This window comes from Sphingopyxis sp. Root1497, assembly GCF_001427085.1.
Taxonomy (GTDB): Bacteria; Pseudomonadota; Alphaproteobacteria; order Sphingomonadales; family Sphingomonadaceae; genus Sphingopyxis.
Window position 1 is genome coordinate 24,182 of the sequence record NZ_LMGF01000002.1, and the last position, 12,469, is coordinate 36,650.

Here is a 12,469-nt window from a genome sequence, read left to right on the forward strand (position 1 = left end):
TGCGGATCCGCCGCGTCGCAGCCGCCGCAAATGCCCCAGAACGCGAAGGCCGACCGCCTGCTGATCGACAAGAGTGACCGCACCCTGATCGCCTTTGCCGGCAACCGCGAGATCGCGCGTTACACCAATATCCGCTTCGGCGACGCGCCCGAGGGGCATAAGCAGTTCGAGGGCGACGAGCGCACGCCCGAGGGCGATTACAGGATCGACGACCGCAACGCGAAGAGCGCCTATCACCTGTCGCTGCGCATCTCCTATCCCAATGCCGCTGATCGCGCTTATGCGAAGGCGCAAGGGCGCTCGCCGGGGGGCGATATCTTCATCCACGGCCAGCCCAATCGCTGGCCCGGTCCGCCGCTCACGACCGACTGGACCGACGGCTGTATCGCGCTGTCGAACGGTGAAATAGAGCAGCTGTGGGACCTGGTTCCCGACGGCACCTTGATCACCATTCGCCCCTAGGAGCTTCCATGTCCCGCAACATTCTCGTCTTCTACGGCAGCTACCGCCGCGACCGGCAGGGGATCAAGCTCGCCCACTGGCTGGTCGAAGCGATCGCGGCACGCGGCGACAGCGCCGAACTGATCGACGCCAAGGCGGTCGACCTCCCCATGCTCGACCGCATGTATAAGGAATATCCGGAGGGCGAGGCGCCGCCCGCGATGGCGGAACTCGCGGGCAAGATCCGCGCCGCCGACGGCTTCCTGTTCGTCACCGGCGAATATAATTGGGGACCGCAACCCGGCCTCAAGAATCTCGCCGATCATTATCTCGAGGAATGGTTCTGGCGCCCCGCCGCGATCGCCTGCTATTCGGCCGGCCCCTGGTCGGGGGTGCGCGCGATGATGGGCTGGCGCGACACGCTGGGCGAAATGGGAATGGCGGTGATCTCGTCGATCCTGCCGGTCGGGCGGATCGGCGGCGCCTTCGATGCCGACGGCCAGCCGGCGGGCGACGACGGCGCGCGGCTGGCAAAAAGCTTCCCGCGCTTCGCCGACGACCTCAATTGGTGGATCGACGCGGCGCGGGCGCAGCGGGCGCGCCAGGCGCCGCCCTATTGACCTAACCCGACTTCAGCTCGGCCTTCAGCCGCAGGCTGGCACGCCAGAAGAAGAAGGCTGGGATCAGCCCGAGCCACGCCGCGCCATAGAGGACGTACCGCACGCTTTCCTGACCATAGGTCGGTGCCAGCATGTCCGACAGCACCCCGAACAGGAACGGCCCGAAACCCAGCCCGATCAGATTCTGCCCGAATAGCATGATCGACGCCGCGACCGCGCGCGCCTGCGGCCGGACCAGCCCCTGCACGCAGCCATAGGCAGGACCGTAATAGGCCGAATTGAGGATCGTCGGGACGATCAGCAACGCCACCGCGACGCGCCAATCCTCCATATAATAGCCGAGGAACAGCACCGGCGCCGCGAGCGCCATGCCATAGGCGGGGAAGGTCAGGATATGCTTCTTGTCGCGCGGGCCGAACTTGTCGGCCATCTTGCCACCGAGCCAGGTGCCGAGCACCCCCGCGAGCCCGAGCACGACCGCCATCGACAGCCCCGCCTCGGTCGTCGACAGTCCGTGGCTGCGGATGAAGAAGCTGATCGTCCACAACGCCTTGCCATAACCGAGGAAGGCGACGACCGACGATGCGATCAATATGTAGACGAAAGCGCGCGAAGCGAAGATTTCGCGCATCGCCTCGCGGGTCGACAGCGGCACCACCGCCGCCGCGCTCGCCGCGGCTTCGGCAGTGCGGCTGTGGCGCGGCTCGCGCATGACGAACAATACGATCAATGCGAGCAGCAAACCCGGTGCGCCGACGAGCATCAGCGCGATCCGCCAGCCATAGAGATCGTTGACGATGCCCCCGATAATCAGCCCGAGCAGCGAACCGATCGGCACGCCCAGCCCGTAAAAGGCGATCGCCGACGAGCGTTTCTCGGCAGGCACGCTGTCCGAAATCAGCGAGTGTGCGGCGGGGGTGCAGCCCGCCTCGCCAACCCCGACCCCGATCCGCGCGAACAGCAACTGGACAAAATTCTGCGCGAGCCCGCACGCCGCGGTCATCGCCGACCAGACGGCGAGCGCGAGCGCGATCAGCCGCACCCGGTTGGTGCCGTCCTTGTCGGCATAGCGCGCGATCGGGATGCCGAGCAGCGCATAAAAAACCGCGAACGCCGGCCCCGCGAGCAGTCCGAGCTGGGTATCGCTCAGCCCGAGGTCGGCCTTGATCGGCTCGGCGAGGATGTTGACGATCTGCCGGTCGAGGAAATTGAAGATATAGACGATCAGCAGCACCCACAGCATCGTCCGCGTCTGCGCGGACACGCCTGCGGTGGGCGGCGACCCGATGCTCCCGGCAAGGGCAGCTTTCTGGTTCATTCTTATCTCCCGTAGCGCCATGGGAGCAGACCGGACACCCAGGTGTCAACGCCGTTGCGGCGCGCCGAAATTCGCCGCTTGCAATTGCCGCTACGGCTGGCAGCTTCGCGCCCATGCAAAAAATTTCGCTGCTCGTCGCCACCGCCCTGCTCGCCGTCGCTCCCGCCGCCGCGATGCCGCCGCCGTTGCCGCCCGTCGAGGGCAAGGACGCCGCGACGCTCCAGGCCGAGATGGAGAGTGGGTCGATGTACGACGAACTGCTCACCACCCTCTATCTCGACCGCATTTTGAAGGTCGACGACTACGGGCCGAAGCTGAACGCCGTCATCGCCACTTTCCCCGACGCGCAGAGCGAGGCGACCCGGCTGTGGAAAGAACGCGAGGCGGAGAAAAAACGCGGCCCGCTCCACGGCATCCCGATCCTGCTCAAGGACAATATCGAGGCGAAGGGGCCGGTGCCGACGACCGCCGGCTCGCTCGCGCTGAAGGACAATATCACGAACCGCGACGCGCCGATCGTGGCGCGCCTGCGCGATGCCGGCGCAGTCATCATTGGCAAGACCAACCTCAGCGAATGGGCGAACATCCGGTCGAACAATTCGACCAGCGGCTGGAGCGCGGTCGGCGAACTCACCAAAAACCCCCACGCGCTCGACCGCAACACATGCGGCTCGTCGTCGGGCAGCGCCGCCGCGGTCGCCGCCAGCCTCGCGCCGCTCGCCATCGGCACCGAAACCGACGGGTCGATCACCTGCCCCGCCGGGGTTAATGGCGTCGTCGGCTTCAAACCGACCGTCGGCCTTGTCAGCCGCACCCATATCGTGCCGATCAGCCACAGCCAGGACACCGCCGGCCCGATCACCCTCACCGTCCGGGACGCCGCCGCGGTGATGACCGTCATCGCGGGTAGCGACCCCGCCGATCCCGCGACCGCCGAGGCCGATGCGCGCAAGACCGACTATGCCGCCGCGCTCTCGCCCGACGCGCTGAAGGGCAAGCGCATCGGCGTGCTGCGCGACCGCATCGGAGACCGGGCCGACGTCGCCGCGCTGTTCGGCGCGGCGCTAAAACAGATGGCGGACCTCGGCGCGACGATCGTCGAGATCGACGACAGCCGCAAAGGACTGGAGGAACTGGGCGCCGCCGAGTTCGAGGTGCTGATGACCGAGCTTAAGGCCGACATGGCGGCCTATCTCGCGGGCCTGCCCGGCAAGGACGGGCCGAAGACGCTCGCCGACCTGATCGCATTCAACAAGGCGCACCCCGCCGAACTCAAATGGTTCGACCAGTCGCTGTTCGAACTGGCCGAAAGCAAGGGCGGGCTCGACAGCCCCGCCTATGTCGAAGCCATGTCCAAGGCGGCGCGGCTTGCGGGTCCCGAGGGGATCGACAAATTGTTGAAGGACAAGGGCGTCGACCTGCTCGTCGGCGTCACCAACGGGCCCGCCTGGACCAGCGACCTAGTCAACGGCGATCATTATAGCGGCCCGAGCGTCAGTCAGCTTCCCGCCGTCGCCGGCTATCCGCACCTGACCGTCCCGATGGGCGCGGTCGAGGGCCTGCCGATCGGTGTCAGCTTCATCGGTGCGAAGTGGAGCGATGCCGATGTGCTTGCCGCAGGTTATGCCTATGAGCAGGCGAGCAAGAAACGCGTCATGCCGACCTTCCGCACGCGTGTCGGCCCCTGATTGTCCGAAGACCTGATGGCCGCTCATCGACACTTTAGCGCACAGGGCTTCGAGCTGGACATCCGGTCTCGATGAATTTATTTTTGAGCAGATGATACCCAGGATTTTTCGCAAGCACGCAACTGAAACCGCCACCGTAATTGGTTTTGCGACTTATGCTGGATTGGATTTTTTCGAGATCGACTGGGTGCTGAGATTTGGCGCAGCCTTGATTGTGACGGCAGCCATCGCCCGGATTCTTCGTAAACCAAAGATATGGACATATTGAGGCCTAGCTGTCGCCGCTGGCAAATGTCCGCTTTCTACGCCAAAGCCAACGCCGGTAACAAACGCGGATCGCGATGATCCGATGCCCTAACGCCGCCCCTGTCGCTTCCGCCAGCCCATCTCCTCCAGCTCGAGCAGTTCGAGCGGGACATGGATCGTCCGCGTCGCAAGCCTGACCTCGACCAGGAAGAGGACGAGCGAGGCGAGCAGCAACAGCATCGCCAGCGCGAACACCCACGCCGCCGCGGCGCCGAGGTTGAAGCCGACGAAAGCCTGCGCGAACAGCAGCGCCACCAGCAGGCAAACGACGATCCCGCACGCGACCGCCGCGGCGATCGAATTGTTGATGATGTCCATCCGCCGGTCGACGACGCGCAGCTCGGCGACGACCCGCTCATGCTCCGCGCCCTGGGTCTCGCCCCATTGCTCGATCAGCACGCGCGACCGGTCGACGACGCGCGCCAACCGCCCGGTGAAGACGTTGAGCAGGCCGCCGGTCGCTACCAGCAGGAACACCGGCGTGACCGAGATCTGGATGATTTCCGCAATGGCCCCGAGGCCTGCGGCCGCCATCAACCCGGCCTCGCCGATAAATAGGGACTGTCCCTATTTATCGCACCCCGCCGGTTCGCCATCATCCCTCGCTGCCCGCCGCGACCGATGGCGTGTTGACGCCGTGCATCTGGAGGAACTTGCGCACATTGCGCGCCGCCTGACGGATGCGCTGCTCATTCTCGACCATCGCGATGCGCACGAAGCCTTCGCCGTCCTCGCCATAACCGACGCCGGGCGCGACCGCGACCTTGGCATGGGTGAGCAGCTGCTTCGAAAATTCAAGGCTGCCCATTTCCTTCAGCGCGGGCGGCAGCGGCGCCCAGGCGAACATCGACGCCTTGGGGCTCGGGATGTCCCAGCCGGCGCGACCGAAGCTGTCGACCATCACGTCGCGGCGCTTCTGGTACAGCTCGCGGTTCCTGGCGACGATATCCTGCGGCCCGTTCAAGGCCGCGCACGCGGCGGCCTGGATCGGGGTGAAGGCACCATAGTCGAGATAGGATTTCACCCGCGTCATCGCCGCGATCAGCCGTTTGTTGCCGACCGCGAAGCCCATGCGCCACCCCGCCATCGAATAGGTTTTCGACATCGAGGTGAATTCGACCGCGACATCTTTCGCGCCCGGCACCTGCAGGATCGAGGGGGTCGGATTGCCATCGTAATAAAGCTCCGAATAGGCAAGGTCGCTGAGCACCCAGACCTTATTCTCCTTCGCCCAGGCGACGAGCCGTTCGTAGAAAGCGAGGTCGACCGCCTCGGCGGTCGGGTTCGACGGATAATTGACCACCAGGATCGACGGGCGCGGCACGGTGAAGGCCATCGCGCGGTCGAGGGCGCGCCAGTAATTTTCGTCGGGGGTCGTCGGCACGCTGCGGATCGTCGCGCCGGCGATGATGAAGCCGAAGGTGTGGATCGGGTAGCTGGGATTCGGCGCCAGCACGACGTCGCCGGGACCGGTGATCGCGGTCGCGAGACTCGCGAGTCCCTCCTTCGATCCCATTGTCACCACGACCTCGCTTTCGGGATCGAGCTCGACGTTGAAGCGGCGCGCATAATAATTGGCCTGCGCGCGGCGCAGCCCCGGAATGCCCTTCGATTGCGAATAACCATGCGCGTCGGGCTTCATCGCCACTTCGCAGAGCTTGTCGATCACATGCTGCGGCGGCGGCAGGTCGGGGTTGCCCATTCCCAGGTCGATGATGTCTTCGCCCGAGGCGCGGGCGGCCGCACGCATCGCATTGACTTCGGCGATGACATAGGGCGGCAGGCGCTTGATGCGATAGAATTCATCTTCGGACATGGGAAACTAGAACAACTCCTTTTCGTTATCGGTAATAAGCGCGAACGGCCGCTCGCCAGCCGCGCCGCGGCTTGTTATAGGCATAATCTCCGGACAGACCAGCAGGAACCAGCATGAGCGACACGGGCAAAGACGGCACATCGGAAACGCCAAACCCCTTCATGCCCGCACCCGACGACCTGCAGCATTGGACCAGCGTCATGGGCCGGGCACAGCAGATGATGCTCGATTACGCGATGGGACAGGCGAACGAGGGCAAGGCCGGTGCCGCCGCGATGTTCGATCCCGCGGGCTGGCTGAACAATCCCGCGACGCAGGCCTGGGCCGAGCAGTCGGCAAAAATGTGGGAACAGGGGGTCGCCTTCTGGACCTCGCTGGCGACGCTGACCCCGGGCTTCACTCCCGACGCGCCTGCCGAAGTGCCGAAGGACAAGCGCTTCGCCGATCCCGAATGGACCGAGAACCCCGCCTTCGCGCTGATCCGCCAGACCTATGGCCTGCTTTCCGACCAGTTGCTGGCGACGACGCGCCAGATGTCGGGTCTCGACGAGAATGCGCGCAAGAAGATGGAATTCGCCGCCAAGGGCATGGCCGACGCCTTTTCGCCGTCGAACCTCGCGCTCACCAACCCCGAAGTGATCAAGCGCGCGGTCGAGACGCGCGGCGAAAGCCTGCTCAAGGGACTCAAGCACATGCTCACCGACCTGTCGCGCGGGCAATTGAGCCATGTCGACCCCGACGCGTTCGAGGTCGGGGTGAATATCGCGACGACGCCGGGCAAGGTGATCCATGAGACCGATCTCTATCAGCTCATCCATTATGCGCCGACGACCAAGGACGTCTTCACCGTCCCGCTGCTGATCTTCCCGCCGTGGATCAACCGCTTTTACATCCTCGACCTGAACCCCGCGAAAAGCTTCGTGCGCTGGGCGGTCGAGCAGGGGCTGTCGGTGTTCATGGTGTCATGGAAATCGGCCGACGCGTCGATGAAGGACGTGGTCTGGGACGATTATATCGCGGCGCAGGTCGATGCGATCGACACGGTACGCGACTTGCTGGGCGTCCCCGCGGTCCACACGATCGGCTATTGCGTCGCCGGCACGACGCTTGCCGCGACGCTCGCGATGCTGTCCGCCAGGCAAGAGGCCGACCGGGTCAAGTCGGTGACCTTCTTCACCGCGCAGATCGATTTCGAATTCGCCGGCGACCTCAAGATGTTCGTCGACGACAGCTATCTGGGGCTGCTCGAACAACTGTCGGCGCCGGGCTTTCTCGACGGCCGCTATATGGCCGCGACCTTCAACAGCTTGCGCGGGCGCGACCTGATCTGGAACTATGTCGTCAGCAATTATCTGCTCGGCAACGACTATCCGCCCTTCGACCTGCTGTATTGGAACGGCGACACCACCAACCTGCCCGCGAAGTGGCACCGCCAATATCTGGTCGACCTCTATCGCGACAACCGGATGGTGATCCCGAACAGCCTGTCGGTGTGCGGCACCCCGCTCGACCTCAAGAAGATCAAGACCCCCGCCTATATCCAGGCGGGGCGCGAGGATCATATCGCGCCGCTCGCCAGCGTCTGGCGACTGATGGACCATCTGTCGGGCCGCAAGACCTTCCTGCTCGCCGGTTCGGGCCATATCGCCGGGGTCGTCAACCCGCCGGCCGCGGGCAAATATCAATATTGGGTCGGCGACAGCGACGCCGCCACACTCGACGACTATGTCGCCAGCGCGCACGAGACCAAAGGCAGCTGGTGGCCGCACTGGATCGACTGGATTGCCACACAGGATAGCGCAAAAACCGCCGTTAAGGGTTCGCGCATTCCCGGAAAAGGTGCTAAGAAGGCGATCGAGGATGCCCCCGGCCGCTACGTCAAGCAGCGGTAAAATCGGGGAAACAAAGGGCCAATAAGGCCGCGAGCAACAATTTTTGTGCAGTGCACAAAAATATCCTTGAAATCGCCACGCCACTCCTATATTGTGCACTGCAACATAAAGGAGTTACCCCGATGGCTACCAAGATGGATAGTGCCGAAAAGGCTTTCGAAGCCGCGACGCTGGAAACCCCCGCCACGCCGGCGGTGACTCCGGTCGCTCCGGTCGAAACCGCTGCCCCGGCAGTGGCAAAGGCCGCTCCGGCACCCGTAAAAACCGCGACGGTGAAGGCAAAAGCCAAGCCGGTCGCCAAGAAGGCCGCGGCCCCCAAGGCCGTCGCCAAAAAGACCGCCCCCAAGAAGGCGGTCGTCAAGACCATTGCCCCCAAGCCCCTGAAGGCCGCACCGAAGCCGGTCGCTGCCGCCACCAAAGGATTCAAGACCATGAACGACACCGTCAAGAAGTTCGCCGACGAAGCGAAGACCCGCGCCGAAGCGCTGACCGCCGATTTCAACGCGAAGGCCAAGGAAGCCGTCGAGTTCAACAAGGCGAACCTCGAAGCCCTCGTCGAAGCCGGCAAGATCGCCGCGAAGAACGCCGAAGTCCTCAGCCAGGAAGGCGTGACCTTCGCTCGCAAGAGCTTTGAAGACACGACCGCCGCGCTGAAGGGCTACACCGCCGTCAAGTCGCCGACCGAATTCTTCAAGCTCTATGCCGAAAACAGCAAGAAGGCGTTCGACGCCGCTGTCGCGCAGACCTCAAAGACCAGCGAACTCGTCGTCAAGATGGCGAACGACAGCTTCGCGCCGATTTCGAACCGCGTGTCGGTCATCACCTCGAAGATGAAGGCCGCCTAAGGGCTTTCCTCTTCCCGTTGGCGCGGGCGTCTCTCCCCTCCTCCCAGCCTGCGCCGACAAACCAAGACCGCTCGCATCCTTCGGGTTGCGGGCGGTTCTTGCTTTCGGGGTTCTCACAAAAGGGGTTAATGATGCCCCTCCCCCTTGCGATTCCATCGCGGCGTGCGATATTCCGGTGACAATGCTTCCAGTTCAGACTCTCTCCCCTATCCGCGCCATGGCGGACAAGGACGATGGCACGCCCGGCCCGCCGGGCGTCGGCATCGCGACACGCACCCGCGCGAAGGCCAAAAAACCCTCAATGTACAAGGTGCTGCTGCTCAACGACGACTATACCCCGATGGAATTCGTCGTGATGGTGCTCCAGCGCTTCTTCAACATGGACATCGAACAGGCGACCCAGGTGATGCTCCACGTCCACCAGCAGGGCGTCGGCGTCTGCGGCGTGTTCAGCTATGAGGTCGCCGAGACCAAGGTCAATCAGGTGATGGACGCCGCGCGGCAGAACCAGCACCCGCTGCAATGCACGCTGGAAAAGGCCTGAGCTAACCCGTCCGCCGCGCCTGTTCGGCCTTCAGCGCCGGCGACGGCTCGCCCTTCAAGTCGCCATAGCCCAGCGCCGCGCCGCACCCCGGGCAGACCGTCGCCGTCCCGACATCGGTGCCGCACGCGCGGTGGGTATAGCGCATCGCCGGGCCGTCGCCGGTCTCGCCATCCGCATAGGCCCAACGCTCGGCCCAGCCACGCATCGCATAAAGCACGCCAAACAGGTCCTTGCCCTTGTCGGTCAGCCGATATTCGTGGCGCGGCGGCTTGTCCTGATAGGCATGGCGTTCGACCACGCCTTCCTTTTCCAGCAGCTTGAGCCGCGCGGACACAAGCTGCGGGCCGAGTCCGGTGTTCGCCACGATCGCTTCGAACCGCCGCCGCCCGAAGAACAGGTCGCGCAGGATCAGCAGCACCGCACGGTCGCCGAGCAACTCCGCCGAGCGCCCGACGGGGCAGAAAGTGTCCGAAAGATCCGCGCGTCTGGGCATCTATCGTCCTCCCTACTCGTCATTGCGAGCGAAGCGAAGCCATCCAGAGCGGTTTACGCAGGCTCTGGATGGCTTCGCTTCGCTCGCAATGACGCGGTTTTTGTCGCAGTACAATTGCCACCCTTCGTGGAAAAATCACTTGTCACTATGATTATCATAGTTACGGTGCGCGGCAAGAGGAGAGTCGCATGCCTAACCCAGCCGCCGTCATTATCGGAGCCGGTGACGCCACCGGCGGCGCGATTGCGCGCGCCTTTGCCGCCGAAGGCCTGACCGCCTGCATCAACCGCCGCGCGCGCAACGCCGACCAGCTCGAAGCGCTGGCCGCGTCGATCCGCGATGCGGGCCAGCAGGCGCGCGCCTTCCCTGGCGACGCCCGCGAAGAAAACGACATGGTCGCGCTGTTCGACCAAGTCGAGGCCGAGGTCGGGCCGGTCGAGGTCGCGGTGTTCAACATCGGCGCCAACGTCAATTTCCCGATCGCCGAGACCAGCGTGCGCGTTTACACCAAAGTGTGGGAAATGGCGTGCCTCGGCGGTTTCCTGATGGGCCGCGAGGCCGCGAAACGCATGGCGCCGCGCGGCCGCGGCACGATCCTCTTTACCGGCGCGACCGCGAGCCTGCGCGGCGGTTCGGGCTTTTCCGCCTTTTCGGGCGCCAAGGGCGCGCTGCGCATGCTCGCCCAGTCGATGGCGCGCGAACTCGGGCCGCAGGGCATCCACGTCGCGCACACGATCATCGACGGCGCGATCGACACCGATTTCATCAAGGGCCGCCACCCCGATTTCGACAACGCCAAGGCCGCCGATCTGATCCTGAACCCCGACGCCATCGCGGCCAATTATGTGATGCTCCACAAGCAGCCCAGGAGCGCCTGGACCCACGAACTCGACCTCCGCCCCTGGGGAGAAAAATGGTGACCAAGACCGCCCGAAAGACATTGGAACTCATCTTCGATTTCGGCAGCCCCAACGCGTATCTGACCTTGAAAGTCTTGCCCGAACTGCTCGACCGGACCGGCGCCGACCTGATCATCACCCCCTGCCTGCTCGGCGGTATCTTCAAGGCCACCGGCAACAAGGCACCGATGATCCAATACGCCGACGCGCCCACGAAGATGGCTTATGAAAACCTTGAGATGCGGCGCTTCATCGACAAGCATGGCCTGACCAAATTCCGCCTCAACCCGCATTTCCCGGTCAACACCCTGCTCATCATGCGCGGCGCGATCGTGGCGGAGGATGACGGCAACCTTGACGATTATGTCGAGGCGGTGAATCGCGCGATGTGGGAAGATGGGCTGAAAATGGACGATCCGGAGGTCGCCGCGGCCTTCCTCACCGCCAACGGCTTCGACGGCCCCGCGCTGCTCACGCGCACGCAGGAACCCGAGATCAAGGCGAAGCTCGCCCAAAACACCGAGAGCGCGGTTGCGCGCGGGGTGTTCGGCATCCCGACCTTTTTCGTCGGAGAGGAGATGTTCTTCGGCAAGGACCGGCTGGCGCAGGTCGAGGAAGCGCTGGGCTAACCGTCTGCGGCGGGCTGCGGCGGGCGCCCGGCGACCAAAATCCCGGCGACGATCAGCGCCAATCCCGCGATGTGGAACAGGTGCAGCACCTCGCCGAGAAAAAGCATCGCCAACCCTGCCCCCATCAGCGGCATGATATTCATATACTGCCCGGTCGCCGCCGATCCGATCAGTTCGACGCTGCGGTTGAAGAAAAGATAGGCCAGGAACGACGGAAAGATCGACACATAGGCGATCGCAAGGGCGCTGCCCGTCGCCGGCACGATCAGGCGTCCCGACCAGATTTCCGTCGCATAGACCGGCATGATTACCATCAGTCCGACCATGATCGATGCGGCGAGAAAGCTGAGCGGATGCACCGCCGGGCGACGGCGGAGCAGCACCGAATAAAGCGCCCACAACAGCACCGCGACGGCGATGATCGCGTCGCCGCCATTCAGCCTTAACGCGAGCAGCAGGCCGGGGTCGCCGCGTCCGATGATGATGAGGACGCCCGCCAGCGACACCGCGACACCCGCGATCTGCCGGGCGCTCGTCCGGTCGCGCATCACCAGCGCACCGACGATCAGGATCAACGCCGGCTGCGCCGACTGGATCAGCATCGAATTGAGCGCAGTGGTGGTTTGCAGCCCGGTATAGAGCAAGGTGTTGAACGCACCGATTCCCAGCGCGCCGAGGATCAGCATGACCGGCCAACGCGCCCGCAATGCGAGCCAATCGCGCTTCAGATGCGGCCAGGCGAGCGGCAACAGCAGCGCGAGCGCGATCGTCCAGCGCCAGAAGGACAGCGCGGCGGGCGGCACCAGGTCGCGCGCGGCGCGTCCGACGATCGAATTGCCGGCCCAGAACAGCGCCGTCATCGTCAGCAGCAGATAGGCCCGCGACCACAAGGCCGCAGCCGGCCCATTCTCCTTCACCATGGCGGCGCGACCCTGTTCTCGTCTCATGCTTCGTCACCCGGCTTTCGCCGGGATGACG

General features: G+C 64.4%; 14 protein-coding genes. 9 read left to right on the top strand and 5 right to left on the bottom strand.

Annotation, left to right across the window (positions count from 1 at the left end; genetic code table 11):
• The first annotated feature begins 30 nt into the window (after positions 1-30).
• A complete protein-coding gene (locus tag ASD67_RS02755) occupies positions 31-462 on the top strand; it encodes a L,D-transpeptidase family protein (protein WP_327197000.1) in 432 nt (143 codons plus the stop codon).
• Positions 463-470: 8 nt separating this feature from the next.
• Complete coding sequence (locus ASD67_RS02760; protein WP_056343030.1) at positions 471-1,061, top strand: NADPH-dependent FMN reductase; 591 nt, start codon at positions 471-473, stop codon at positions 1,059-1,061.
• Position 1,062: 1 nt separating this feature from the next.
• On the opposite strand, the gene ASD67_RS02765 is transcribed toward ASD67_RS02760, so the two are convergent.
• A complete protein-coding gene (locus tag ASD67_RS02765; RefSeq protein ID WP_056343033.1) occupies positions 1,063-2,379 on the bottom strand; it encodes a spinster family MFS transporter in 1,317 nt (438 codons plus the stop codon).
• A gap of 113 nt (positions 2,380-2,492) precedes the next feature.
• Here ASD67_RS02765 and ASD67_RS02770 point away from each other — a divergent pair, with 113 nt between their 5' ends.
• Positions 2,493-4,067: an amidase gene (locus ASD67_RS02770; RefSeq protein WP_056343036.1), complete on the top strand. Its 1,575-nt coding sequence runs from the start codon at positions 2,493-2,495 to the stop codon at positions 4,065-4,067.
• Positions 4,068-4,158: 91 nt separating this feature from the next.
• On the top strand, positions 4,159-4,335 hold the full coding sequence (locus tag ASD67_RS22880; protein WP_156377547.1) for a hypothetical protein: 177 nt from the start codon (positions 4,159-4,161) through the stop codon (positions 4,333-4,335).
• An 86-nt stretch (positions 4,336-4,421) separates the two neighbouring features.
• On the opposite strand, the gene ASD67_RS02775 is transcribed toward ASD67_RS22880, so the two are convergent.
• Both ASD67_RS02775 and ASD67_RS02780 read right to left on the bottom strand, forming a co-directional pair.
• The gene (locus tag ASD67_RS02775) at positions 4,422-4,907 is read right to left on the bottom strand and encodes a DUF2721 domain-containing protein (protein ID WP_056343038.1); all 486 of its coding nucleotides are present in this window, start codon (positions 4,905-4,907) and stop codon (positions 4,422-4,424) included.
• 61 nt (positions 4,908-4,968) lie between these two features.
• Complete coding sequence (locus tag ASD67_RS02780; protein WP_056343041.1) at positions 4,969-6,189, bottom strand: LL-diaminopimelate aminotransferase; 1,221 nt, start codon at positions 6,187-6,189, stop codon at positions 4,969-4,971.
• Positions 6,190-6,302: 113 nt separating this feature from the next.
• Here ASD67_RS02780 and ASD67_RS02785 point away from each other — a divergent pair, with 113 nt between their 5' ends.
• From ASD67_RS02785 to clpS, 3 genes are all read left to right on the top strand, one after another.
• On the top strand, positions 6,303-8,081 hold the full coding sequence (locus ASD67_RS02785; protein ID WP_056343045.1) for a PHA/PHB synthase family protein: 1,779 nt from the start codon (positions 6,303-6,305) through the stop codon (positions 8,079-8,081).
• A 122-nt stretch (positions 8,082-8,203) separates the two neighbouring features.
• Complete coding sequence (locus tag ASD67_RS02790) at positions 8,204-8,926, top strand: phasin family protein (RefSeq protein ID WP_056343047.1); 723 nt, start codon at positions 8,204-8,206, stop codon at positions 8,924-8,926.
• A 217-nt stretch (positions 8,927-9,143) separates the two neighbouring features.
• Positions 9,144-9,470: an ATP-dependent Clp protease adapter ClpS gene (gene clpS, locus ASD67_RS02795; protein WP_235535542.1), complete on the top strand. Its 327-nt coding sequence runs from the start codon at positions 9,144-9,146 to the stop codon at positions 9,468-9,470.
• Between the two features lies 1 nt (position 9,471).
• Here clpS and ASD67_RS02800 read toward each other — a convergent pair whose 3' ends face one another.
• Positions 9,472-9,963: a winged helix-turn-helix transcriptional regulator gene (locus ASD67_RS02800; protein WP_056343055.1), complete on the bottom strand. Its 492-nt coding sequence runs from the start codon at positions 9,961-9,963 to the stop codon at positions 9,472-9,474.
• 188 nt (positions 9,964-10,151) lie between these two features.
• Between ASD67_RS02800 and ASD67_RS02805 the strand changes: the two genes are divergently transcribed.
• Together ASD67_RS02805 and ASD67_RS02810 are read left to right on the top strand one after the other, a co-directional pair.
• Positions 10,152-10,883, top strand: coding sequence for an SDR family oxidoreductase (locus tag ASD67_RS02805; protein WP_056343057.1), 732 nt, complete (start codon positions 10,152-10,154; stop codon positions 10,881-10,883).
• Positions 10,877-11,491, top strand: a complete 615-nt coding sequence (locus ASD67_RS02810; protein ID WP_056343060.1) for a 2-hydroxychromene-2-carboxylate isomerase — start codon at positions 10,877-10,879, stop codon at positions 11,489-11,491. The genes ASD67_RS02805 and ASD67_RS02810 overlap by 7 nt, the downstream gene beginning before the upstream one ends.
• Here ASD67_RS02810 and ASD67_RS02815 read toward each other — a convergent pair.
• The gene (locus tag ASD67_RS02815) at positions 11,488-12,438 is read right to left on the bottom strand and encodes a DMT family transporter (protein ID WP_200937979.1); all 951 of its coding nucleotides are present in this window, start codon (positions 12,436-12,438) and stop codon (positions 11,488-11,490) included. The two genes, ASD67_RS02810 and ASD67_RS02815, sit on opposite strands and share 4 nt — an antisense overlap.
• Between the last annotated feature and the right edge of the window lie 31 nt (positions 12,439-12,469).